19 protein-coding genes and 1 pseudogene are annotated in these 22,952 nt (G+C 72.7%); 7 read left to right on the forward strand and 13 right to left on the reverse strand.

The window, feature by feature from the left end; all coding sequences use genetic code 11:
* The first annotated feature begins 93 nt into the window (after positions 1–93).
* A complete protein-coding gene (locus EAO73_RS28525; protein ID WP_147974391.1) occupies positions 94–582 on the forward strand; it encodes a rhodanese-like domain-containing protein in 489 nt (162 codons plus the stop codon).
* Positions 583–630: 48 nt separating this feature from the next.
* Here EAO73_RS28525 and EAO73_RS28530 read toward each other — a convergent pair whose 3' ends face one another.
* The gene (locus tag EAO73_RS28530) at positions 631–2,316 is read right to left on the reverse strand and encodes a DUF885 domain-containing protein (RefSeq protein WP_147974392.1); all 1,686 of its coding nucleotides are present in this window, start codon (positions 2,314–2,316) and stop codon (positions 631–633) included.
* A 38-nt stretch (positions 2,317–2,354) separates the two neighbouring features.
* Positions 2,355–2,876, reverse strand: a complete 522-nt coding sequence (locus EAO73_RS28535; RefSeq protein ID WP_147974393.1) for an Lrp/AsnC family transcriptional regulator — start codon at positions 2,874–2,876, stop codon at positions 2,355–2,357.
* Between the two features lie 59 nt (positions 2,877–2,935).
* On the opposite strand from EAO73_RS28535, the gene EAO73_RS28540 reads away from it, so the two are divergent.
* Positions 2,936–4,183: a trans-sulfuration enzyme family protein gene (locus EAO73_RS28540; protein WP_147974394.1), complete on the forward strand. Its 1,248-nt coding sequence runs from the start codon at positions 2,936–2,938 to the stop codon at positions 4,181–4,183.
* On the opposite strand, the gene EAO73_RS28545 is transcribed toward EAO73_RS28540, so the two are convergent.
* The 4 genes from EAO73_RS28545 to EAO73_RS28560 all read right to left on the reverse strand — a co-directional run bounded on the left by EAO73_RS28545 (position 4,113) and on the right by EAO73_RS28560 (position 11,203).
* A complete protein-coding gene (locus EAO73_RS28545) occupies positions 4,113–5,507 on the reverse strand; it encodes a GNAT family N-acetyltransferase (RefSeq protein ID WP_191134271.1) in 1,395 nt (464 codons plus the stop codon). The two genes, EAO73_RS28540 and EAO73_RS28545, sit on opposite strands and share 71 nt — an antisense overlap.
* A 158-nt stretch (positions 5,508–5,665) precedes the next feature.
* A complete protein-coding gene (locus tag EAO73_RS28550) occupies positions 5,666–8,329 on the reverse strand; it encodes a DUF6493 family protein (protein ID WP_147974395.1) in 2,664 nt (887 codons plus the stop codon).
* Positions 8,326–9,699: an SWIM zinc finger family protein gene (locus EAO73_RS28555; RefSeq protein ID WP_191134260.1), complete on the reverse strand. Its 1,374-nt coding sequence runs from the start codon at positions 9,697–9,699 to the stop codon at positions 8,326–8,328. The genes EAO73_RS28550 and EAO73_RS28555 overlap by 4 nt, the downstream gene beginning before the upstream one ends.
* Positions 9,700–9,745: 46 nt before the next feature.
* Positions 9,746–11,203: a PLP-dependent aminotransferase family protein gene (locus EAO73_RS28560; RefSeq protein ID WP_191134261.1), complete on the reverse strand. Its 1,458-nt coding sequence runs from the start codon at positions 11,201–11,203 to the stop codon at positions 9,746–9,748.
* A 47-nt stretch (positions 11,204–11,250) separates the two neighbouring features.
* On the opposite strand from EAO73_RS28560, the pseudogene EAO73_RS28565 reads away from it, so the two are divergent.
* A pseudogene (locus tag EAO73_RS28565) lies at positions 11,251–12,099 on the forward strand (DMT family transporter); the annotation flags it as partial.
* A 57-nt stretch (positions 12,100–12,156) separates the two neighbouring features.
* On the opposite strand, the gene EAO73_RS28570 reads toward EAO73_RS28565, so the two are convergent.
* Entirely contained in the window at positions 12,157–12,987 is an 831-nt protein-coding gene (locus EAO73_RS28570; RefSeq protein WP_147974396.1) for an alpha/beta fold hydrolase, read from the reverse strand.
* Positions 12,988–13,399: 412 nt separating this feature from the next.
* Between EAO73_RS28570 and EAO73_RS28575 the strand changes: the two genes are divergently transcribed.
* Positions 13,400–14,167 (forward strand): GntR family transcriptional regulator, encoded by a 768-nt coding sequence (locus EAO73_RS28575; RefSeq protein WP_147974397.1) that lies wholly within the window; start codon positions 13,400–13,402, stop codon positions 14,165–14,167.
* A gap of 235 nt (positions 14,168–14,402) precedes the next feature.
* Here EAO73_RS28575 and EAO73_RS28580 read toward each other — a convergent pair whose 3' ends face one another.
* From EAO73_RS28580 to EAO73_RS28590, 3 genes are all read right to left on the reverse strand, one after another.
* Positions 14,403–15,560: an ROK family protein gene (locus EAO73_RS28580; protein WP_147974398.1), complete on the reverse strand. Its 1,158-nt coding sequence runs from the start codon at positions 15,558–15,560 to the stop codon at positions 14,403–14,405.
* A gap of 99 nt (positions 15,561–15,659) precedes the next feature.
* Positions 15,660–16,310 carry a response regulator transcription factor gene (locus tag EAO73_RS28585; RefSeq protein ID WP_147974399.1) on the reverse strand — a complete coding sequence of 217 codons (651 nt, stop codon included), beginning with the start codon at positions 16,308–16,310 and terminating at the stop codon, positions 15,660–15,662.
* Between the two features lie 4 nt (positions 16,311–16,314).
* Entirely contained in the window at positions 16,315–17,490 is a 1,176-nt protein-coding gene (locus EAO73_RS28590) for a sensor histidine kinase (RefSeq protein ID WP_147974400.1), read from the reverse strand.
* Between the two features lie 106 nt (positions 17,491–17,596).
* Here EAO73_RS28590 and EAO73_RS28595 point away from each other — a divergent pair, with 106 nt between their 5' ends.
* The 3 genes from EAO73_RS28595 to EAO73_RS28605 all read left to right on the forward strand — a co-directional run bounded on the left by EAO73_RS28595 (position 17,597) and on the right by EAO73_RS28605 (position 19,785).
* Complete coding sequence (locus tag EAO73_RS28595; protein ID WP_147974401.1) at positions 17,597–18,520, forward strand: ATP-binding cassette domain-containing protein; 924 nt, start codon at positions 17,597–17,599, stop codon at positions 18,518–18,520.
* A 2-nt stretch (positions 18,521–18,522) separates the two neighbouring features.
* Positions 18,523–19,260: an ABC transporter permease gene (locus EAO73_RS28600; protein ID WP_147974402.1), complete on the forward strand. Its 738-nt coding sequence runs from the start codon at positions 18,523–18,525 to the stop codon at positions 19,258–19,260.
* Positions 19,261–19,350: 90 nt separating this feature from the next.
* Positions 19,351–19,785, forward strand: coding sequence for a hypothetical protein (locus EAO73_RS28605; RefSeq protein WP_147974403.1), 435 nt, complete (start codon positions 19,351–19,353; stop codon positions 19,783–19,785).
* Positions 19,786–19,937: 152 nt separating this feature from the next.
* On the opposite strand, the gene mug is transcribed toward EAO73_RS28605, so the two are convergent.
* The 3 genes from mug to EAO73_RS28620 form a co-directional block, all read right to left on the reverse strand.
* A complete protein-coding gene (gene mug, locus EAO73_RS28610; RefSeq protein WP_147974404.1) occupies positions 19,938–20,483 on the reverse strand; it encodes a G/U mismatch-specific DNA glycosylase in 546 nt (181 codons plus the stop codon).
* 31 nt (positions 20,484–20,514) lie between these two features.
* Positions 20,515–21,957 (reverse strand): adenylosuccinate lyase, encoded by a 1,443-nt coding sequence (gene purB, locus EAO73_RS28615; protein WP_191134262.1) that lies wholly within the window; start codon positions 21,955–21,957, stop codon positions 20,515–20,517.
* A gap of 84 nt (positions 21,958–22,041) precedes the next feature.
* Positions 22,042–22,887, reverse strand: coding sequence for an SGNH/GDSL hydrolase family protein (locus EAO73_RS28620; RefSeq protein ID WP_147974405.1), 846 nt, complete (start codon positions 22,885–22,887; stop codon positions 22,042–22,044).
* Positions 22,888–22,952: the final 65 nt, after the last annotated feature.

Consider the following 22,952-nt stretch of genomic DNA (forward strand, 5'->3'; position numbering starts at 1 on the left):
GGGGACAGGGAACCGTGGATTCCCCGGCGGATCAACCCAGGTACCGGGGATCCCGCCTTCCGGGCCTGGCCGGACGATCATAGGTTTTCCGGCATGAGTCCTCAGCCCGGCGCCCTCGCCGACCACCCCGTCCTGCGCGTTCCGCCCGCCGCCCCGGCCGACGCCGTCGCCTACTTCGGCGCCTCGCTCGCCTTCCACGCCGACGTCTCGGACGTCGCGGCGGCCCTCGCCGCCGGCGGCGACCCCGGCTTCGTCCTGCTCGACTCCCGGTCCACCGAGTCCTGGGACCAGGGACACATCCCGGGCGCGGTGCACCTGCCGACCGCGCTCATCGCCGAGCAGGCGCCCCGGCTCCTCGACCCGGCGGTGCCGGTGGTCACGTACTGCTGGGGCCCCGGCTGCAACGGCGCCACTCGCGCAGCCCTCGCCCTGGCCGGACTCGGTTACCGCGTGAAGGAGATGCTGGGCGGCTTCGAGTACTGGGCGCGCGAGGGCTTCCCGTACGAGACCTGGCAGGGCGAGGAGCGGCGCGCGGCCGACCCGCTCACCGCCCCGGCCGGCACCGACGACTGCGGTTGCTGACGACCGCCGGTCCCCGGACACACCGTCCGGGGACCGGCAGCCGAGGGCTCAGAGCTTCGACAGCTCGTCGACCAGGTCGTCCAGGCCCAGCGGGCCCTGGGACAGGGCAGCCATGTGCCACGCCTTGAGGTCGAAGGCGTCGCCGTGCGCGGTCCGGGCGTTCTCCCGGCCCAGCAGCCAGGCGCGTTCACCGAGCTTGTAGCCGATCGCCTGGCCCGGCATCGACAGGTAGCGGGTCAGCTCGCTCTCCACGAAGTCGGCGGGCCTGCCGCTGTGGTTGCCGAAGAACTCCTGGGCCAGCTCCGGCGTCCACCGCTCACCCGGGTGGAACGGCGAATCGGCCGGGATCTCCAGACCCACGTGCATGCCGATGTCCACGATCACCCGGCAGGCACGCATCATCTGCGCGTCCAGGTAGCCGAGCCGGCGCTCCGGGTCAGGCAGGAAGCCCAGCTCGTCCATCAGCCGCTCCGCGTACAGCGCCCAGCCCTCGGCGTTGGCGCTGACGATGCCGATGGACGCCTGGTAGCGCGACAGGCTCTCCGCCACGTGCGCCCACTGCGCGAGCTGGAGGTGATGACCGGGAACGCCCTCGTGGTACCAGGTGGACACCAGGTCGTACACCGGGAAGCGGGTCTCGCCCATCGTCGGCAGCCAGGTGCGCCCGGGGCGGGAGAAGTCCTCGGAGGGGCCCGTGTAGTACGGAGCGGCCGCGCCGCCGGGCGGGGCGATCCGGGACTCCACCCGGCGGACCCGCTCGGCCAGCTCGAAGTGCGTCCCGTCCAGTGCGTCGATCGCCTCGTCCATCAGGCCCTGCAGCCACGCCTGGACCTCGTCGACGCCCTCGATGTGCTTGCCGTGCACATCGAGATGGGCCAGCGCCTCCCAGGGGCCCGCGCCCGGCAGCACCTTCGTTGCCTCGGTCTTCATCTCGGCCAGCAGCCGGTGGTATTCGGACCAGCCGTACGCGTATGCCTCGTCGAGATCGAGGTCGGTGCCGTTGAAGTAGCGCGACCAGCGGGCATACCGCTCACGGCCCACCGTGTCCGGCTCGCCCTCGATCGCGGGGGCGTACACCTCGCGCATCCAGCGCCGCAGCTCGTCCAGGGCGCCGGCGGCCTGCGCGGCGGCCTCGTCCAGGTCCGTGCGCAGGGCGTCCGGGCCGGCGGCGGCGAAGTCCTGGAAGAAGCCCTTCGTGCCGTCCCCGACCCACTCGTCGAGCTGGCCGACGAAGGTGGCCGTGGCACGCGGACCGCCGTACAGCTTGCGCTCCAGACCGAGCGCCAGGGACTCCTGGTAACCGGCGAGCGCCGCCGGGACCGCCCGCAGCCGCTCGACGACGGCCGCCCAGTCCTCGTCCGTCTCGGTGGGCGTCACCGTGAACACCTCACGGATCGAGTGGGCCGGGGAGTGCAGGTTGGAAACGGCGCGCAGCGCCTCATCGGCCTCGTGCACGGCCAGTTCGGCCGTCAGGCGTTCCCGCAGCAGCCGGCCGCAGCGGCGCTCGGCGTCCTCGGCCGCACCGGGCAGCTGCTCCGCGCGGTCGAGCCGCGCGAGGGTGTCCCGCGCCAGCGCGGCCAGCTGCTCCTGGCCGGCGGGGGAGAAATCGGGAAGGCGGCGCGAGCTTGCCGCGACACCGAGGTAGGTGCCGGAGATGGGGTCGAGTTCGATGAACGCGTCGACGTAGGCGTCGGCGACCTGGCGGGGCAGCGCGCTGCTGGAAGAGTCTGACATGGGGCCATCCTCGTACGTGCGGGGGTCCCGCGTCACTATCAATCGGCGGGACGGACCTGACCCGGAACCGGGACCGCAGCCGCCCCCGGCACGGGCGGCAGCAGCGGACCGCACTCCCACTGCTGGTAGATCAGCCGCGTCTCCACCCGGGCCACCTCCCGTCGCGAGGTGAACTCGTCGAGCACGAGCCGCTGGAGATCCGCCGTGTCCGCCACGGCCACATGCACCAGATAGTCGTCCGGGCCGGTCAGATGGAACAGGGCACGGGACTCCGGCAGCGACCTGATCCGTTCGACGAACGGCCCGATCAGCTCCCGGCGGTGCGGACGCACCTGTACGGAGAGCAGCGCTTCGAGCCCCCGGCCGAGCCGTGCCGGGTCGAGGCGCAGCTGGTGCCCGAGGATGACGCCGGTGCGGCGCAGCCGGGTCACCCGGTCCAGGCATGTCGAGGGTGCGACGCCGACCTCGGCCGCCAGCTCCCGGTACGTGGTCCGGGCGTCGTTCTGCAACAGCCGCAGAATGTGCAGGTCGACCGTGTCGAGAGCGACGGAATCAGTCATTCGCCGAACGTAGCACGGGCTTTCGGCCGCCCGGTCCGGTGAGCGTTCAGAGTGCGAGCATGGACACCGAATCCGCGCTGCCGCCCTCGACGACAACCCCGTCCAGGGCGCTCGCCACCGAAGCCGTGCACGCCGGACGCGACGACCTCGCGGCCCTCGGCCTGCACGCCGCGCCGATCGATCTGTCGACCACCTACCCCTCGTACGACTCCCGTGCGGAGGCGGAACGGATCGACGCCTTCGCCACCACCGGGGCGCGCCCCGACGGGCCGCCCGTCTACGCACGGCTCGACAACCCGACGACCGCGCGCTTCGAAACGGCGCTGGCCCGTCTCGAAGGCACCGCGAGCGCGGTGTCCTTCGCCAGCGGCATGGCGGCGCTGACCGCGGTCCTGCTGGCCCGCGCGAGCGTGGGGCTGCGCCATGTGGTGGCCGTGCGGCCCCTGTACGGATGCAGCGATCACCTGCTGGGCGCCGGGCTCCTCGGCACCGAGGTGACGTGGACGGACCCGGCGGGCGTCGCGGAGGCCATCCGGCCCGACACAGGTCTGGTCATCGTGGAGACGCCCGCCAACCCGACGCTCGCCGAGGTGGACATCCGAGCCGTCGCCCACTCCTGCGGTGCGGTGCCGCTGCTGGTCGACAACACCTTCGCGACCCCCGTCCTCCAGCGGCCCGTCGAGCACGGTGCGCGGATCGTGCTGCACAGTGCGACGAAGTACCTGGGCGGGCACGGGGACGTCATGGGCGGAGTCGTCGCCTGCGACGAGGAGTTCGCCGCCGTGCTGCGCCAGGTGCGTTTCGCCACCGGGGGCGTCCTGCACCCGATGGCCGGCTACCTGCTGCTGCGCGGGCTCTCGACCCTGCCGGTGCGGGTCCGGGCCGCCTCCGCGAGTGCGGCCGAACTCGCCCGCCGGCTCTCCGCCGACCCGCGCGTCGCCCGCGTCCACTACCCGGAGATCGGCGGTGCCATGGTGTCGTTCGAGGTCTACGGCGACCCGCACCAGGTGATCGCGGGGGTACGGCTGATCACGCCCGCCGTCAGCCTCGGCAGCGTCGACAGCCTCATCCAGCACCCGGCCTCCATCAGCCACCGCATTGTGGACGAGGGAGACCGGCACGCGTCCGGTGTCGGCGACCGGCTGCTGCGTATGTCGGTCGGTCTGGAGGACGTCGAGGACCTGTGGGCCGACCTGTGCCAGGCGCTGAGCGGCGAGGAACCCGTACGCCGTGAGGTCAGCGTTCAGCCTGTTCGTACGGCAGCGGCGGCAGGGAACGCGCCGGGGTCGTGGCAAGGCGCGCGGTGATCACGAGCGTGCCCTCCTCGATCTGGTAGTCGAGCGGCAGCGAGAGCGCGCGCATGGCGGCGACCATGCCGGTGTTCGACGCCTGGGTGACGGCGTAGACGCTCTCGCAGCCGGCCTCCCCGGCCATCGCCACCAGACGGGCCAGCAGTTCGGAGCCGATGCCGCGCCGCTGCCACTCGTCCTCGACGAGGAGGGCGACCTCGGTCTCGTCGCCGTCCCAGAGGAGGTGGCCGAGGGCGACCAGCCGGCCGGACGCCGTCTGCACGGCCAGGGTGCGGCCGAAGCGGGGGCTCAGCAGGTGGTCCAGGTAGCGGTCCGCGTCCCGGACCGGGCCGTGGTAGCGGAGCCGCAGCGTCTGCTCCGAGCAGCGCCCGTGCATGGCCACGGCCGCTCCGTGGTCGGCCCGGTCCGCCCGGCGCACGGTGATCTCGTTGCCCTCGGGCAGCGTGAGCACCTGTTCGCCGCGCGGGACGCGGGGGCCGAGCCGGGCGTCGAGCTCCACCAGCGCACGGGCCCGCGCGAACTCCGTGGGCGTGAACGGGAGGTAGGGCCGCTCGACGGTGATGACGCCGCCCGACGGGTCGCGCAGCCGCATCACCGTCTCCTCCAGCACTCCTTCCACCGGGGCGGTCTCGCCGGTGGCGCGTCCGGAGACCGACACGGCGGGCAGCGAGTGGATCGTGCACCGGCCGAGCAGCTGCCGCAGGGCGAGGGGGAGTTCGGCGGCGTCGAGCGCCGTACGGGTGGCGAGGCCGAGGACCCGCGTCGGGGCATCGACCAGGTCGTGGGCGTCGGCCCGCTCGGTCCAGGTGGAGCTGCCCCCGGCGGCGGACACCGCACGGGCCAGCTGCGGGGCCGGCAGCGACGCGGGCACCCGCAGCAGGAACTCGTCGACGGTGCCCTGCGCCAGCGGATGCGTCTGGAGCGTGAGGATGTCGATGCCGTGCCGGGCCAGCACGGTGCACAGGGCGGCCAGGCTGCCCGGGGCGTCCCGCACGGTGGTCCGCATCCGCCACAGGACGGTGTCGCCGGGGTCGGCGGTCGCGGTCGGCCGGCCCGTCTCGTCGGCCACCTCCACCTCCGTGCCCGCGGATTCGGGCGGCGGGGGCGGCGCGTGGCTGTGGCGCCGTGCCCACCAGGTGTGGAACGCGGCTGTCGCGGTCAGCGCCACCGCGGACGCGATGAGCAGGTACGGGCCGTCCGGCTGGTGCCCGATCAGGTTGGCGATCGCGTCGGCGACCGCCACCGCCGTGAACAGCGCGGCGAGTTCGATCATGTCCCGCCGCCAGTGGTGGGGGCGGCGGGCACTCTTCGCGGATGTCACATCAGTCATGAATCCACTGTGACCGCACCGTGTTGCCTGATCACGAACGCTCTGTGACCGATGGGTTAAAGGGTCATTGGGCTTCCTATCGTCGGTTTCGGGCGAGTTGGGCAGGCGTTTCGAAGGGAGCCCGGGGAGGCTTCAGGCCTCCCGCACGGTCATGCGGAGGCCCCCGGCCGGCACGCGGTCTCCAGGCGTATCGCCTGCCGCACCAGCTGGGTCGTCCCGCCACGCGCGGCCGTTTCGGCCAGACCCGCTAGGGGACCGGTCTCCGGCGGCCCGCAGCGCTCCGCGCACTCCGCCGCCACGGCGAGCAGATCGCTCAGCCCCCGGGGCGCCCGCTCCCGGGCCAGCAGCGCGGGCAGCACGGGCACCAGGACGGACAGGACGGTTCCGTACGCCCCGGTCCCCGCCGCCGTGCGGGCCGCGTCCGCCAGACGGCCGGGCTTGACCGAGTCCCGTTCGATGAGAGTGGCCAGCTCGCCTCCGAGGAGCCCGGCATCGAGCCGGCCCCGGGCGGCCAGCACCAGAAGGGCGTCCACCGCCGCGAGCCGGTCGTCCGAGTGCCGGGCGCCCAGCCCGTAGGCCAGAGCGAGATGCAGGGCCCCGGCGGCGGGTCCGCCGCTCTCGGCGAGCGCGGGCAGCAGCGACGTGGTCCCCCGCTGCTCCTCGACACACGTCGCGATGGTGGGCAGCAGCCAGGCCGCGAGCGTCTCGCCGTCCTCGGGCAGGGTGGCGGTCCAGTGCGGCGATTCCGGACTCCAGTGGTAGCAGCGCTGGTTCCGCGGGGAGTGCGGCCGCCCGAGCCAGTGGAAGGGGCGGGGGAACTTCCGCTGGACGAGCACGTTCTCCCTGGTGGCCAGCAGCACGCGCTGCACCTTGGTGACCGTTTGCAGCAGCCAGTCCCGGGCGACGGCCACCTCCGTGTCCACATGGCGGGGGACCACGGCGGCCACCGGCTCGTCCGCACGGAGCCACGCCGCCAGCCGGTCGCCCTCCTCGGTGCCCAGCGCGGCGGCATGGCTCGCGGCGTCCTCCTCGCCCGTGCGCCGCACCCGCAGCAGTGCCTGGGCGAAGTCGACGGGCCCGGCGAGGACACCCAGAGCCTTGTATCCGCGCAGCCGCTCGACCAGCTCCGGGGCATCGATGTGCCCCGTGTGCCAGGTGGGCGTGGCCAGCAGATAGGGCACTCTGCCCGTCCGGACCTCGGAGGCCGCCTCCCACAGGCGGGCGTACAGGATTCCGTCGAGCACTTCGTGGCAGCAGGCCCCCGGTGCCGTCCGCCGAGCCTGTCCCTCACCGATGGCCTGTTCCGAGACGTGTCCGAGCAGCGAGGCCGCGACGATGTGGAGGCCGTCGTGGTTGCGGGTCATCCGCCAGTCGACCTGTCCCCGTGGGAGCCCGTCCCACCACTGCCCGGACAGGGCGCTCCCCAGCGCCTCGGTCAGCTCCTCCCGCCCGCTGCGGGCGAACCGGATCAGCCCGTCCAGGGCCCGTTCGAACGCGGTGATGTCCTCGGGCGCCGAGCGGAGCAGGGCCACCACCTCCTCGGTCAGTTCGGCCACGGACGCCGGCGGCGGGCCGACGGGGCGCGGGGCCGGGGGCGGCGGCAGGATCTCCTCATAGGCGTCGGCCTCCGGCTCGTCCTCCAGCAGCTCCCCGAACACGGCACGCGCCGCCTCCCGGTGCACCGGCGCCAGCAGCGAGGCCATCCGGGCCGCCTCCTCCCGGACCCCGGCCGTCGCGGCGGGAACCGCGCGGGCGGCCAGCTTCAGCGCCCGCTCCTGCGCATCGGTGTCCGGATGCCCGAAGGCGTCGGCGATGACGGGGAGCAGCGCATCGGCCGTCGAGGGCTCCCGGCGCAGTACCTTCCCCAGCTGGACCAACTGGGCGCGCACCAGCTTCTTCTCCGTGCGGAACAGCACCGCGCCGGACACCTCGGCCAACTGACGGACGGAGAGCACGCCTTGCGCGTCGAGCCGGGCCAGTACCTCCTGGGCGTGGCCGGCCACCGGCGAAGGCCCGTCGGCGGCCATCGCCATCCAGTCGGCCACCCGCGCCGCCTCCTCGTCGGCGGTGGGTCCGAGACCACGCAGCACCAGCAGGCAGAAGCGCAGATCGGTGGGCTTCCCGCCGCGCAGCAGACGTGTGACGCAGCTGTCGAGCAGGGCGCCGCGATCGAGCAGGCCCTCTGCCACGAGGGCGGACAGAGCCGCCGGCCAGTACCCCTCGGGGGAGCGGCTGTCGACCCACGCCACCACCGGCGGCAGCTCCGGCATCGTCAGGAGGTGCGGAATCAGGACGTCGAGATGGGCGTCCGCGCGCAGGACGTCCACGAGCGCCTTCTCGGGCCGTGACTGCCACCGCGCACCGTTGATCGCCTCGGCCCACGTCCGGACCATGCCGTCGGAGGCGGGCAGCGGGCAGCCCGCCCTGAGGGACAGTTCCACGACGAGCCGGTACTCCGCGTCGGACTCCACGGCGCGCGCCGCCAGCCGCCGGGCGAGATCGGCCAGCCAGGCCGGATCGCGGTCGGCGAGCACCTCCAGTACCCACGGGTACGGCGAGTGCACCCAGTCGCGCATCTCCCGGGCGCCGAGCCAGGCCGCACAGCCGGCGGCCCCCGTGTGGCAGCCCGCGCCGGCCACCAGCAGGGCCTTCCGGGCCCTGGTGCGCTCGCCCCAGGCCCAGCCCCGCGCCTCCTTGCGCAGATCCTTCAACCCGTCGAGCGCCGCTTTGCGTTCGCCCCGGTCGAGCCGGGCCAGCAGGCCCTTGACGTCGTCCACACGGCCCTCGCGCACCGCGTCGAGCAGGGTGCTCACAGCGCACCTCCGGCGACCGTCGCGCCCCGGCGGACCATCCGCACGGCCAACGCGTGCTTGCACGGGCCCCGTCGGCCCCGGTAGTCCGCCCACCACTGACAGGTGCAGCTCAGCGCCCCGGATCGCTCGCGCACCTGGTAGCGCTGGTCGCCCGAACGCACCGCAGCCACCTCGCCGTCCAGGACCACCGCACCCTCACGGGCCAGCAGCCGAGCCGCCACCAGCCGCGGATTGTGCCGCTCGGCGCGGTCCGCGTCGTACGGCAGCTCGCGGTGGAAGTACGCCGCGTCCGCGAGGTCGTAGCCCACCCGGCCGGCCGTGCCCAGCCGGACCAGCGCGGCCCGGACCCGCTCCACCGGAAGCCCCGACTCCGCCGCCAGCCGGTCCGGCTCGATCCGCGGCTCCCACGCCAGCAGCACCGAGATCAGCTCCGCGTCGGCCGCTGCGTCGTCCGTGGCCAGCGCCTCCAGGACTCCGCCCTCACCGGAGAACCCGCGCGAAGCATCGGGCGACAGCGTCAGCGTGAGCCGCATCCCGGGCAGCACCACCTCCCAGGCACTCGCGGTGGCCGCGCCGTCGGCCGCCGGCCCGTACACGCGCAGCGCCGACGCGTACCGCAGTACCCGTTGCAAGGCGGCCAGCCGCTGAGGGCCGGGAAGGCAGACGGCACCGGACACCGGCCGGGTCGTGGGCCGCAGCGCCCGCCCGGCCGGCACCACCCACTGCGCGCCGCGTGTGGCGGCCCCCGACGACTTGGGCAGCGACCGCAGGAACCGTACGGCCTCCGCCGCCGGGAGTTCCGCCCGCAGATCGAAGGAGGCGGAGGCCACCTGCGCCTCGGCGAAGCCTCGCAGCCAGCGGTCCGGCAGCGGCACCTTCTTCTCCACGACAGCACCGTCCATCGTGGTCACCGCCATCTCCTGCGGGCCCACCCGCAGGTGCAGCGGTTCGTCGCCGCCGATCCGCGAAAGAGCCTCCCGCAGCGGATTGTTCACATCCACATTGGTGGTGCCGTGGCCCGTCCCGAGGCCTTCCAGACCCTCGCTCAGCACGTCGAGCCGTGCGTACACCCCGCAGCACCCGGAGAACGACTCGAAGCGCAGCCGGTCGCCGTTGCCCGTCACCACCGGGTCGAGCGAGGACAGCAGCGTCCGCTGGTAGTAGCGCGCGGCGGCGACGTCCGCCACGGCGAGCAGGCCTCGCGCGGCGATGTGCGGCGAGGCGAGGAAGCCCGCGAAGAAGCGCGGGTGGGCTTCGGCGCCGAGCGGAGTGGAGCCGCCGGCCGTCTCCAGGCCGAGCGACCGCCCTGCCTGCGAAGAAGCCAGCGCGGAGGGACGTGAGTAGGCCAGGGCCTGCACGGTTCGGGTCATGGAAAAACCGTAGAACCCGCCACTGACAATCGATCTTCGTCGCAGGTCAACGGGGGTTCCGGCCAAGGCCGGCGAGCGTGCGCACCCCACGGACGATGTCCGTCGTCGCCACGTGGGCGTAGCCGAGTACGAGACGGACACAGCCGTCCGTGGGCCGCGCCGTTCCGTAGTCGCGCAGCAGGCGCACGGCGATGCCCGCACCGGCCGCCCGCTCGGCGAACTCGCCCTCCGGCCCCCAGCGTTCCGGCAGCCGCGCGATGGCGTGCAGGCCCGCCGCGACACCGCTCACCTCGGAGCCGGGGAAGTGCTCGGCCAGCGCCCGTGTCAGCGTGTCACGCCGTTCGCGGTACGCACGCTGACAGCGCCTCAGCTGACGGTCGTAGCCACCGCCGGACACGAAGTCGGCGAGCACTGCCTGATCGAGGGCAGGGTTGCCGAGGTCCATCGTCCGCTTACGGTCGACGAGTTCGTCGGTCATCGAAGCCGGCGCCACCAGCCAGCCCAGACGCAGCCCGGGAGCCAGCGACTTGCTCACCGATCCGGTGTAGGCGACGCGTTCCGGATCAAGGCCCTGGAGGGCGCCGACGGGGGCGCGGTCGTAGCGGAAGTCACCGTCGTAGTCGTCCTCGACGACGAGCCCGTCCGTCGCCCGCGCCCAGGCCAGGAGCCGGCTGCGACGGGACGCGGAGTACGCGACGCCGGTGGGGAACTGGTGGGCCGGGGTCGTCACCACGGCGCGCACTCCGGAGCGCACCAGTGGCTCCAGGGCCAGACCCTCGTCGTCGAGCGGGACCGGGACCGTGGCGACCCCGGCGGAAGCGAAGAGCGCCGAGTGCTCGGGGCTTCCGGGGTCCTCCACTCCGACCGTGCGCATCCCGCGCCCGCGCAGGACGAACCCGAGCAGGGTCGTGGCCTGCGCGACTCCGGAACAGACCAGCAGCCGTTCCGGATCGGCGACCACTCCACGCCGCCGGGTCAGCAGGGCGGCGAGGGCGTCGCGCAGCTCCGGCAGACCGCGCGGATCCGGGTAGCCGAGGGCGGCGTGCGGCAGTCGGCCGAGCGCCGAGCGGTGGGCCGCGGCCCAGGCGCTGCGCGGGAAGAGGGAGAGATCGGGCGTACCGGGCCGGAAGTCGACGAGGACCCCGTGGGCGCGCGGCGCCAGGTCCCGCGCACCGCCCGCCGCCGCCCGCGCGGACCCGCCCACCCAGGTCCCCGCACCACGCCCGCTGCGCAGATAGCTCTCGGCCGTCAGCTGCTCGTACGCCTCGGTCACCAGGCCGCGCGAGACCCCGAGGTCGGCGGCCAGCTCACGGCTCGACGGCAGCCGCGTCCCCGCGGCCAGACGGCCGGAGCGGACCGCCTCACGCAGCGCCGACTGGAGCGCCCGGCCCCGGCCACGGACCGGAGCCGACGCCACCGGCAACAGCAACTCCCAGGCCGCTGAGACGGATTCATGGCCTCCGCCGCTGCTTCCGGCGGGCGAATTGGTCCCCGAAGTCGTCATGGAAGTGGACCTTAAACCGGACCATCCCGCTCCCTAGCGTCGGTCCCATGAACGTGACCTCTCTGCGCGGCCCTCTGCTCGCCGCCTTCGCCTGCGTCCTCGTCGGTGCCTCCTTCACCGCCAACAGCGTTCTCGGCGACTACCCGTACGCGGGCGGCCAGGCGCTGCGCTACGGCCTCGCGGCACTGCTCCTGCTGCCCCTGATCCACCGGGAGGGCGAGCCGCGCCCCGCCGTCACGCTGCGGCTGCTCACCGGCCGGCAGTGGGGGCGGCTCGCCCTGCTCGCCGCCGTCGGCATGGTCGGCTTCAATCTCGCCGTCCTGACCGCCGAACGCTCCGCGGAACCCGCTGTTCCGGGCGTCTTCGTGGGCTGTGCCCCGATTCTCGTGGCCGTGCTCGTACCCCTGTCGGAGGGGCGCCGGCCCACACGTCCCGTGCTGTACGCGGCGGCTCTGGTCGCCGCGGGTGCCTTCACGGTCCAGGGCTGGGGACGGACCGACCTGGCCGGCATCCTGTGCTCCGTCGGCGCGCTGGCCGGCGAGGTGGGCTTCGCCGTCCTCGCGGTGCCGGTGCTGCGTCCGCTGGGCCCGAAGCTGCTCTCCATGACGGTCTGCGTGATCGCGGCGGGCGAGTCGGCGGTCCTGGGCCTGGTGCTGGACGGCGGCGGCTTCCTGCGGGTGCCGACCGGGGCCGAGGCGCTGGCGCTGATCTGGCAGGCGGCCGTCGTGACCGTGATCGGGTTCGTCTGCTGGTACATGGGCATGCAGCGCATCGGCGCCGAGCGTGCCACCCTCTTCTCCGGCCTCATCCCGGTCTCCGCCGCGCTCACCGCCCCGCTGGTGGGCACCGGCTCCTACGGACTCGCCCAGGCCGCGGGCTCCTGCCTCGTCGGCCTCGGCGTGGCCATCGGCTCGGGAGTGCTGGGGCGGCGTGACGAAGACCGGGTGGCGGGTTCAGCGGCTGGTGTCGAGGATCACCCGGGCCACCAGAGCGGGGTCGTCGTTCATGGGGACGTGACCGCAGCCGGGCAGCCGGACCAGCCGGGCGCCGGGGAGGGTGTGCTTGGCCCTGACACCCTGGCGGCGCAGCAGGAGCCGGTCGCGGCCGCCCCAGGCGATGGTCACCGGTAGTCCCGGTATGTCGTCGGTGAACAGCACGTCGCGGCCGACGGTCAGGGTCTGGTGGAAGCCAGTCGCCTCGCGCAGCGCCAGCGTCTCGGAAACAGCCGCCGAGGGCGAGCGGCGGCCCGGCCGGGCGTAGATGGTGCTGGTCAGCGCCGTGCGCCCGGCCGCCGTGCGGGACAGCCGCTCTATGAGGGGCAGCGGCATCGACTCCGCGGCCAGCCGCATCGCGCGCAGGGTCCCGAAGGCGTAGACGCGCTCGCGCTCGGTCCAGAACCCGGCGGGCGAGAGGGCGGTCACCGACCGGACCGCCCCGGTACGCCCCAGCTCCAGCGCGAGGAGCCCGCCGAGCGAGTTGCCCGCCACGTGGGGGCGGTCCACGCCGATCGCCTCGCAGAACCCGGCGAGCAGCGGCGCCACGGTCGTCAGGTTGTACGGAACGTCCTCGGGAAGCGCGGGCGAGACGCCGAAACCGGGCAGGTCGACGGCGATGACATCCCGCTCCACGGCCAGGATCGGTATCACCGGGTCCCAGGCCTGCCGGTGGTGGCCGATGCCGTGGAGCAGCAGCAAGGGCTCCCCGGAACCGCTCCGTTCGTAGGCCACGGACACGGTCCGGGGCCCTCGGGGTGACTCGACGCTGAAAGAGACCGTGCTGGCCATGGCGGTGCTCCCGGTCGTTGCGACACGGGAAGCCGTGCCGGCAAGCGGCTAGACATTGCGTCAACAACAACTACCGCCAAGTAGCTTCCAGTTCAAGAGGTCCGTCCGTCTTTGCTCGACGTGATCCGACCCCTGGATTCTTTCGGCCGATATGGCCTATTCCGTATGGTCACGGCGGAATCGTTCCGCAGCCCCGCGTACCCGCCCCGACGTGGGGCTTTGTGCTGCGCGGGGCGCACCGGTCCGCGAACGTCCTGTGAACGCTGTGCGGCGGACCATCCATTCACAGGGTCCCCGGCGCAGGATTGGTCTTGACCAAGGGGGTGTGCCGTCCTATGGTCTCAACGTTAAGACAGGAACCTTTAATAAATAACGTCGCGGAAAAAGCCGCTGGGCGATTGCGGAGGACAGGGTGGGGACCACGCAGCTGGAAACGGTGCAGGAGCCGAAGTACTGGCACCTCAAGACCGTGCTCAGTGAGGCACTCGACTCGGACTTTGCGGTGGGGGAGATCCTTCCCAACGAGCGCGAGCTCGCCGCCCGGTTCGGCGTCGCACGGGCCACGCTCCGGCAGGCCCTGGAGCAGCTCGAACTCGAAGGCAGGCTGCACCGCCGCCGCGGCGTCGGGACCACGGTCGCCCCGCCGCGCGTGGGCGTGGCCGTCTCCACGGACCGCAACGACTGGAACGAGGGCGGGAACGGCGAGGCCTGGCAGCCGGTGGACTGCGAGAGCGCTCCCGCCCCGGCCGCCGTCGCCGCGACGCTGAACGTCGGCGCCGAGGAGCCCCTGCACATCGTGCGCCGCATCCGGACGAGCCACGGCCAGGTGGTCGCGGCGGAGCTGCTCTACGTGCCCTCGTCCTCGGTGCCCGACCTGTCCGGCATAGACGCCCCGACCGGCGCGGCCCGCGCCCGCAACATCGTGCGCGAACTGCACCGGCTCGGCCTCGACGGCCAGGACCGCTCCGTCGAGCTGGGCTCCGCCCGCGCCGACGACGCCAAGGAACTGGACCGGCTCCCCGGCGCCCCCGTCCTCGTGGTCACCACTCGCTACCTCGCCGCGGGCGGCACGGCGGCGGTCTCGATCGCCACGTACCGGGCCGACACCTGCCGCCTCACCTTCGGGGACTCGGGCGACCTGGAGATCAGCCACCCCGGGCAGGAGCGCCAGGCGTCCTGACACGGGGGCCGGCACCGGGTGCGAGCCCGCACGACAGGCAAGCTCGCACCCTGCGGCCGGTCGCACCACGATGGGCCGTAGCGGTGCTGCGCGACGCCGCCGGGGCGCGAGCCCGCATGACAGGGAAGCTCGCCCCCAGCGGCCGGTCGCACCGCGACGGGCCGTAGCGGTGCTGCGCGACGCCGCCGGGGCGCGAGCCCGCACGCCCCGCTCTTCACCCCACGGCCCGTCGCGCTCAGCGGCGGGCCGTCACCGTTCCCTCGACGGCGAACAGCTCTTCCTCCACGTGGTCCAGCGCGAGTCGCAGCGCCCCGGTCGCCACCGCGGCCTCCCCCAGGAGCGACAGGGCCACCCGGGGCGGGCGCAGGCAGTAGCGGGCCAGCTCGCCGCGGAGCGGGTCCAGCACGCCGTCCAGCCCGGCGGCCCAGCCGCCGACCACCACCAGCTCCGGGTCGAGCGCCAGCACCAGGGCCGCCACGTCGTGCACCAGGCGCTGGATGAACCGCTCCACCGCGGCCTGCGCCTGCTCGTCCCCGTGCCGGGCCTTCGCGAAGACCGCGGCGACCGCGTGCTCGTCGAGCGGATCCAGCGGGGTGTCCGTCGTCGACAGCAGGTGCTCCGGTGTCACGTCCCGGCCGAGCAGGTGCAGCGCGCCGATCTCCCCGGCCGCGCCGCCGAACCCCCGGTGCAGCCTCCCGCCGATCAGGGAGCCGGCCCCCGGGCTCAGCCCCGCCAGCACGAACACGATGTCGTCGGACTCCGTGGCCGCGCCCTTCCAGTGCTCGGCGACGGCGGCGGCGTTGGCGTCGTTCTCCACGAGGACGGGGCAGCGGAAGGAGCGCCTCAGCCGTTCGCCCAGAGCCAGGCCCGTCCAGTCCGGCAGCGCGGTGCCCAGCCGCACCGTCCCGTCGGCCTCCACGATGCCCGGACTGCCCACCCCCACCGCACGCAGGCTGCTGCGGGCCACGCCGGTGCGGCGCAGGACATCGGCGACCACGGCCCGGACCCGGTCGAGCCGGTCGTCGGCGTTCGCGGTCTCCGACACCTCGCGTGAGCCGGCACCGATGATCCGGCCGTCCAGCCCCGAGAGCAGAGCGGACACGCGGTGCGGGCCGATCTCGATGCCCAGCAGGTGCCCGGCCTCGGCCCGGAAGCGGAAGCGCCGGGCCGGTCGGCCCTGGCGGCGGGCCTCGGCCCCGTCGGGAGCGCACTCGACGACCAGGCCGGCCTCGAAGAGCCCTTCCACGACGCCCTCGACCGTCGGACGGGACAGGCCCGTGATGCGGGTCAGGTCCGTGAGGGTCGAGGAGGAGGCGCCCCGGAGGGCATGCAGTACCACCGCGGAATTGATCCGTCGCAGCAGCGACGGGTCCCCACCGGTCAGCCGGCCCACGGTGTGTCCTCCCAGCTCGTGCGCATGTCAGGCGGATGGTACTCGCTGCTCAGGGGGAGGGCGACCGTGGGTTGCGGTGCTGTGGGGCAAGGCCCGCGATCAGCCCGGAGCGACGAACCCCGACTCGTAGGCGGCGATCACCGCCTGGGTGCGGTCGCGCGCGCCCAACTTCGCCAGCACGGCGCTGACATGGGTTTTCACCGTCTCCACCCCCACCACGAGCTTGTCGGCGATCTCCGCGTTGGTCAGCCCTCGGGCCATCAGCCGCAGCACCGCTGCCTCACGCTGGGTGAGCGCGGCCCGCTTCAGCGCCTCGCGCGCCTTGTTCGTGCCGTATTCGGCGGCGAGCTGCCGGACCGCCGCCGGGAACAGGAGGGACTCTCCCTCCGCCACCAGCCGGACCGCGTGAACGATCTCCGCCGGCCGGGCCCGCTTGAGGAGGAAGCCGTCCGCCCCCGCGCGCAGCGCCTCGTAGACGTACTCGTCGTTCTCGAATGTCGTCACCACCAGGATCTTCGGAGGCTCGGGCACGGTGCGCAGCACTACCCGGGTGGCCTCTATGCCGTCCATGAGCGGCATGCGGACGTCCATCGCCACCACGTCGGGGCGCAACTGCCGTACCAGGGGGATGACCGCGGCGCCGTCGCCCGCCTCACCCACGACCTCGATATCGGGCTGGGCCTCCAGGACAGCCCGCAGTCCCGTGCGGACCAGGGGCTCGTCGTCGACCAGAAGAACGGTTACCGGCATCGCGTCAGCCTATTCCGTGCAGCGGGAGGCTCGCGTGCACCGTCCATTCCCCGTCGGACGGCCCTGTCCTGGCCCTTCCGCCCAGCAGCGCCGCGCGCTCCCGGATTCCCCGCAGCCCGCTGCCACCGCGGCCCGGTGCTCCCGGGGATACCGGGAGCGGGTTGCTCACCTCCAGCTCCAGCCTGCCGTCCGCGACACGGATGCGGACGCGGACCGGAACGGCTCCCGAGTGCCGCAGGACATTGGTGAGGGACTCCTGAAGGATGCGATACCCCTCCCGGGACACCGGCTCCGGCACCAGCTCCAGCGGCCCGGTCACCTCGGCGTCGACCTTGGCGCCGGAGCCCCGCGCGGAATCCAGCAACCTGTCGGCCTCGGTCAGCGACGGCCGCTGCCCGGGGGGTGCGTCCGTCTCGCGCAGCACTCGCAGCACCCTTTCCAGATCCTCCAGGGCGTCCCGTCCCGTCTCCTCGATCACCGCAAGGGCCCGGTTGGTGAAGTCCGGGTCCTGTGTCGCCCGTGCCGCACCCGCCTGCACCACGGCCACGGTCAGGGCGTGCCCGATCGAGTCGTGCAGTTCGCGTGCGATCCGATTGCGTTCGAGGAGCTGCTCGGTGCGCTCCTCCAGCGCGGTCAGGCGCTGTACCGGTGTCGGACCCAGCAGCCACCGGGCGGCGGCCGTGATGATCTCGCCGCAGCTCACCACCACGGCGAACAGCATCACGACAGGGACGGGGGACAGGAGAGCCGCCCACCAGTGCGCCCCCAGCCCGGTGGCGAACCCCTGACCGGTCGATGCCCAACCGAACGAGGACCGCACCAGGTCGACGGCGGTCGTCGACAGCAACACCGTGGCCAGCCCGGTAAGTCCTGTACCGAGCAGCCGTATCTCCAGCCAGAGAGCGGTCCTCCAGCGCTCCGACCACGACGTCGACGGAGCCACCGAGATGGTGGCGTCCGAATCACCGCGCTCCGCGGGAGTAAGCAGCAACTGCGCCTGGATTCCCTCCGCGAGGCGCATCCCAGGTATCAGGCCGACCATCGCGGCGAGAACCACGGGCACCCAGGGCGTGTCCATCGAGATGAACAGCCACACGCTCACGACGGCAGCGGGCATGAGCAGGTGCAGCCAGCGGGTGTACGTGACCGAGGCGGTCAACGGGCGAAGGAAGTGGTACATGCCGCCATCGTGCCAGTGGGAGGAACACGGCAACTCCCCCGAGCGAGGGAGGTGATCCACACGCGCGGGGGAGGAGAGGAGCCGGCCCGGAGACGAGGCTGAGGACATGACCAGCATCGATGTCCACGAGCTCACCAAGGACTACGGCGGGAACCTTGCCGTGGACCGCCTCACCTTCCAGGTGCGGCCCGGCCGCGTGACCGGGTTTCTCGGCCCCAACGGCGCCGGGAAGTCCACCACCATGCGGCTGGTCCTCGGCCTGGACCGCCCCACGAGCGGCACCGCGACGATCGGCGGGCGGCCCTACACGGCACTGACCGACCCGTTGCGGCGCGTCGGAGCCTTGCTCGATCCGCAGGCCGCCCACGGGGCTCGGACGGCGCGCAACCACCTGCTGGCCCTCGCCGTGAGCAACGGCCTGGGTGCCGCCCGGGTCGAAGAGGTGCTGGAGGAGACCGGTCTCGGGCCCGTCGGCGGGCGGAGGATCAGGACGTTCTCGCTCGGCATGCGCCAACGCCTGGGCATAGCGGCCGCCCTCCTCGGAGATCCGGACATCATCATGCTGGACGAGCCGTCGAACGGGCTGGATCCCGAAGGCATCGTCTGGATCCGCGAACTGATGAGGCGACTCGCCCGTGAGGGCCGCACGGTGCTGGTCTCCAGCCATCTGATGAACGAGACGTCCTCGTTCGCCGACCATCTGATCGTGCTCGGAAAGGGGCGGCTGCTGGCAGATCTCCCGATGCGTACGTTTCTGGACTCCCGCAGCCGGCCCCGTGTCCGGGTGCGCACGACCGAACCCACCCGCTTCGGGGAGGTCCTGACCCGCGAGGGATACCGGGCCGTGCCGAGCGAGGACGGCCGCTGGACGGTCGAGGGCGTCAAGGCCGAGGAGATAGGCGCAATGGCAGCGAGGGCAGGCATCCCGGTCGTGGAGCTGATGGACGAGCACACCACGCTGGAGCAGGCATACCTCGATCTCACCGCAGACGCGACGGAGTTCACGTCCGCCACCCGCCAGGAGGTCTGACCATGCCCGTTACCACCGTTCTGCACTCGGAATGGATCAAGATCAGGTCGGTGCGGTCCGTGCTCGGATCGCTGGCGGCCATCCTCCTTGTGACGATGGCGATCGCCGTGCTCACCGCCGCCACCGTGGGCCGGGCGGAGGCGGACGACGCCGATGCCGAGCTGCTCTTCGGAGCCTTCTACGCGCTGAACTTCGGCCAGATCGCGGCCATCAGCTTCGGCGCGACGGCGGTATCGACCGAGTACGCCAACGGCGCACTGCGCATGTCGCTCGCCGCGGTTCCGAATCGGACGCTCTTCTTCACGTCCAAGGTGTCCCTCATCGGGACGGCAGGGCTCGGGGTCGGGCTCGTCACCAGCTTCGGCGCTTTTCTCGTGGGCCAGTTGTTCATGGGGGACGACGCCATAGGGCTGAGCGAACCGGGCGCTCTGCGTGCGGCGTTCGGGGGAGGGGTCTACCTGGCACTGATGGCGTTGTTCGCGGCCGGTCTGACGTTCCTGCTGCGAAGCGCGGTAGCTGTCCTCAGCGTGCTCATCCCCTTCATTCTCATCGTGTCGTTCGTGGTCGGGGACGTCGCCGGCAGCGCTGCGGACTACCTGCCCGACCGGGCCGGGCAGTTGGTTCTGCACCAGCACACCGAAGGGAGCCTCGGCCCCTGGGCGGGACTGGCCGTCACCGCTGCATGGGCCGCCGCGGCCCTGCTCGCCGGCTGGTGGTGGCTGAAGCGCCGGGACGCCTAGGCAACCCTGTCCGGGGGACGAGGTGGATGAAACCGTCTCAAAGTGCGGAGCGAAACTCCGATTGTCAGTGGAGGGAGGTTTACTGACGGCATGACCACCGGACATCACCTCCGCCTCATCGACGGGATGCGCACCCGCGAGTTCCCTGTGGAACGTGTTCGGTCGGGTTCGGGAGTCAGCGGTCCCGGTTACCACACGGCGTTCCTCCACATGGACGACGCCTGGGAGGACGACGAGGCCGCGCGGCTGGAGCGCCGCGCCCAGTGCCTCGCGGACCACGAGGCGCTGGTCACGCTGCTCGGCAGCCGCTGGGGTGACCCGGAGCCGGTCAGCCTGTTCAGCGCCCAGGAGCGGCTGGTGTCCGGCGAGGAGATACCCGCGCCGTGGGCGGACACCGTCGCGGGGTGCGAGTACCTGCACCTCTGGCACATCGAGGAGCGCTGGATAGCGTTGGCGCTCTCCCTGGAAGAGGGCGGTTCCGGCTGCGAGCTGAGCGTGGTCGTGACGGAGATCGACCCGCCCTGACTGCTCCCGGGAGACACGGGACTGGCGCCGGGGAGAGACATCGGGCCGGCGCCTGGGCGGCGCGGGGCTGGAACCCGGGAGAGATACGGGGCCGGCACCAGGGAAGCGGGGCCGGTGCCCCGCAGGCGCGGGGCCGGCCGGGAGGCCCCGTCCTAAGGGGAGTCGGCCTCGACGGCGGTGCGCAGGCGGCCGTACTCCTCGGCCATGGTCCGGGCCGTCCAGTGGGCGTTGAGGCCACTCGGATTGGGCAGCGCCCATACGCGGGCTCCGCCGACCGTCCGCTCCTGGGGCCCGATGTGCGCCCGGCGGTCGCCGAACGCCGTGCGATAGGCGGTGATGCCCACCACGGCCAGCCATTGCGGGCGCAGTCGCTCGACCTTGGCGGTCAGAATCCGTCCGCCGGCCCGGAATTCCTCGGCGGACAGCTCGTCGGCCCGTGCGGTGGCCCTGGCGACGACGTTGGTGATGCCCAGCCCGTGGTCGAGCAGTTCGGCCTGTTCGGCGGGGAGCAGCTGTCGCGGGGTGAAGCCCGAAAGGTGGAGCACGGGCCAGAAACGGTTGCCGGGAAAGGCGAAGTGGTGCCCCGTGACCGCTGTGGTGAGGCTCGGGTTGATCCCGCAGAACAGGACGCGCAGGCCGCCCGCGACCACGTCGGGAACAACGCGGTCGCGGGCGGCCTGGAGCTCTTCGGGCGTCATCTGAGGGATGCGGTGACCGTTGCCGTCGCCGTCAGAGGATGGAGCCCGGGGCGTATGCGGCGGCCTCGGGGTGCTGCTTGGTGATCTCCTCGATCCGGGAGACGAGCGCGGTGACCTGGTCACCCGCGGCGCCGGTGAAGGAGAGCTTGTCGGCCATCAGCTCGTCCAGCTGGGCGCGGTCCAGGGGGATGCGCTCGTCGGCCGCGAGCTTGTCCAGCAGTTCGTTGCGCTCGGTTCCCTGCTCACGCATGGCGAGGGCGGAGGCGACGGCGTTCTCCTTGATGGCCTCGTGGGCGACCTCGCGGCCGACGCCCGCGCGCACCGCGCCCATCAGGACCTTGGTCGTGGCGAGGAAGGGGAGGTAGCGGTCCAGCTCGCGGGCCACGACGGCGGGGAAGGCGCCGAACTCGTCGAGCACCGTCAGGAAAGTCTCGACCAGCCCGTCGAAAGCGAAGAACGCGTCCGGCAGGGCCACCCGGCGGACCACGGAGCAGGAGACGTCGCCCTCGTTCCACTGGTCGCCGGCCAGCTCGCCGGTCATCGACGCGTAGCCGCGCAGGATGACCATGAGGCCGTTGACGCGCTCGCAGGAGCGGGTGTTCATCTTGTGCGGCATCGCTGACGAGCCGACCTGGCCCGGCTTGAAGCCCTCGGTCACCAGCTCGTGGCCGGCCATCAGCCGGATGGTCTTCGCCACCGAGGAGGGTGCCGCCGCCAGCTGGACCAGCGCGGTCACGACGTCGTAGTCGAGCGACCGCGGATAGACCTGGCCGACCGAGGTGAAGCCCTGGGCGAAGCCCAGGTGGCCGGCGATGCGCTCTTCGAGCTCGGCCAGCTTCCCGGCGTCACCGCCGAGGAGGTCCAGCATGTCCTGCGCGGTGCCGACCGGCCCCTTGATGCCGCGCAGGGGGTAGCGGCCCAGCAGGTCCTCCAGCCGGCCGTACGCCACCAGCAGCTCGTCCGCCGCGGTCGCGAAGCGCTTGCCGAGGGTGGTGGCCTGCGCTGCGACGTTGTGGGAGCGGCCTGCGACGACCAGCTCGCGGTACTCGGCCGAAAGCTTGCCGAGGCGGGCCAGGACGGCCACGGTGCGGTCGCGCATCAGCTCCAGGGAGAGCCGGATCTGCAGCTGCTCGACGTTCTCGGTGAGGTCGCGGGAGGTCATGCCCTTGTGGACGTGCTCATGACCGGCGAGGGCGTTGAACTCCTCGATCCGGGCCTTCACGTCGTGCCGGGTGACCTTCTCGCGCTCGGCGATCGAGGCCAGGTCGACCTGGTCGAGGACACGCTCGTAGTCGGCGAGGGCGGCGTCGGGCACCTCGATCCCGAGGTTCTTCTGGGCGCGCAGCACCGCCAGCCACAGCCGGCGTTCCAGCTTCACCTTCTGCTCGGGGGACCAGAGGACGGCCAGCTCCGTGGAGGCGTAGCGGCCGGCCAGGACATTGGGGATGCGAGGCTTCGCAGACACAGCAGTCACGTGTCCTGATTCTACTGGCGGTTTGTGCAGCTCAGCGCCGAGGTCCGGTTTGTGGGTTGCTACGAACCGGACGAGCGCCGCGCCTCAGTGCTCGCCGCTCTCCACCCGGCGCCACGCGGCCACCGGCGCCGCCGCGCCCTCCTCGTGCGGGGTGACCCAGAACGCCCGGCCCAGCTCGGCGTTGAACTGCGCTCCCGCCCGTCCGTCGCCGGACGAGCGCCCCGTGAGCCGCCTGCCGATCCAGGGCAGCAGGTGCTGCCGGGCGAAGCGCACGTCCTCCACCCGCCGGGCGGCCCAGCGCGGCGGGGCGGAGGCGGGAAGCGGGGTCTGCCAGTCGCTCTCCTGCGGCAGCCCCAGGGACTGCCAGACCGCCTCGGCGACCCGGCGGTGCCCTTCGGCCGTCAGGTGCAGCCGGTCGACGTCCCACATGCGCTGATCGCCCAGTGCCGGAGCGCCGTACAGGTCGACGACCACGGCGTCGTGGCGCGCCGCCAGCTCGTCGACCAGGGTGAACAGCTCCTCCATGCGCGGCCGGAACCGCTCCATCACGGGGCCGTTGCGGCCGGGGCTGCGCATCAGCACCAGCTTCTTGCAGGTTGGCGCCAGGCGCTCCACCGCCTCCTCCAGCCGTCCGCGCACCATGCCCATGTCGCACTTGGGGCGGAGGGTGTCGTTGAGGCCGCCGACCAGCGTCACCACATCCGCCCGCATCGCCGCCGCCACGTCCACCTGCTCGTCCACGATCTGGCTGATGAGCTTGCCGCGTACCGCGAGGTTGGCGTACCGGAAGCCGGGCGTGCGGGCGGCGAGCCGCGAGGCGAGCACATCGGCCCATCCCCGGTACGAGCCGTCGGGCAGTAGGTCCGACATTCCCTCGGTGAACGAGTCGCCGACCGCGACGAGACTGGTGTAAGAGGCATTGAATTCCATGGCGAGGCGATCGTATCGCGGTGCGCCACGGTGCCGCCGGGTGATCGGTGGCTCCGGGAGCCGGG

Origin of the sequence: Streptomyces sp. col6, from assembly GCF_008042035.1 — a bacterium.
In the GTDB taxonomy this organism is placed as follows: domain Bacteria; phylum Actinomycetota; class Actinomycetes; order Streptomycetales; family Streptomycetaceae; genus Streptomyces.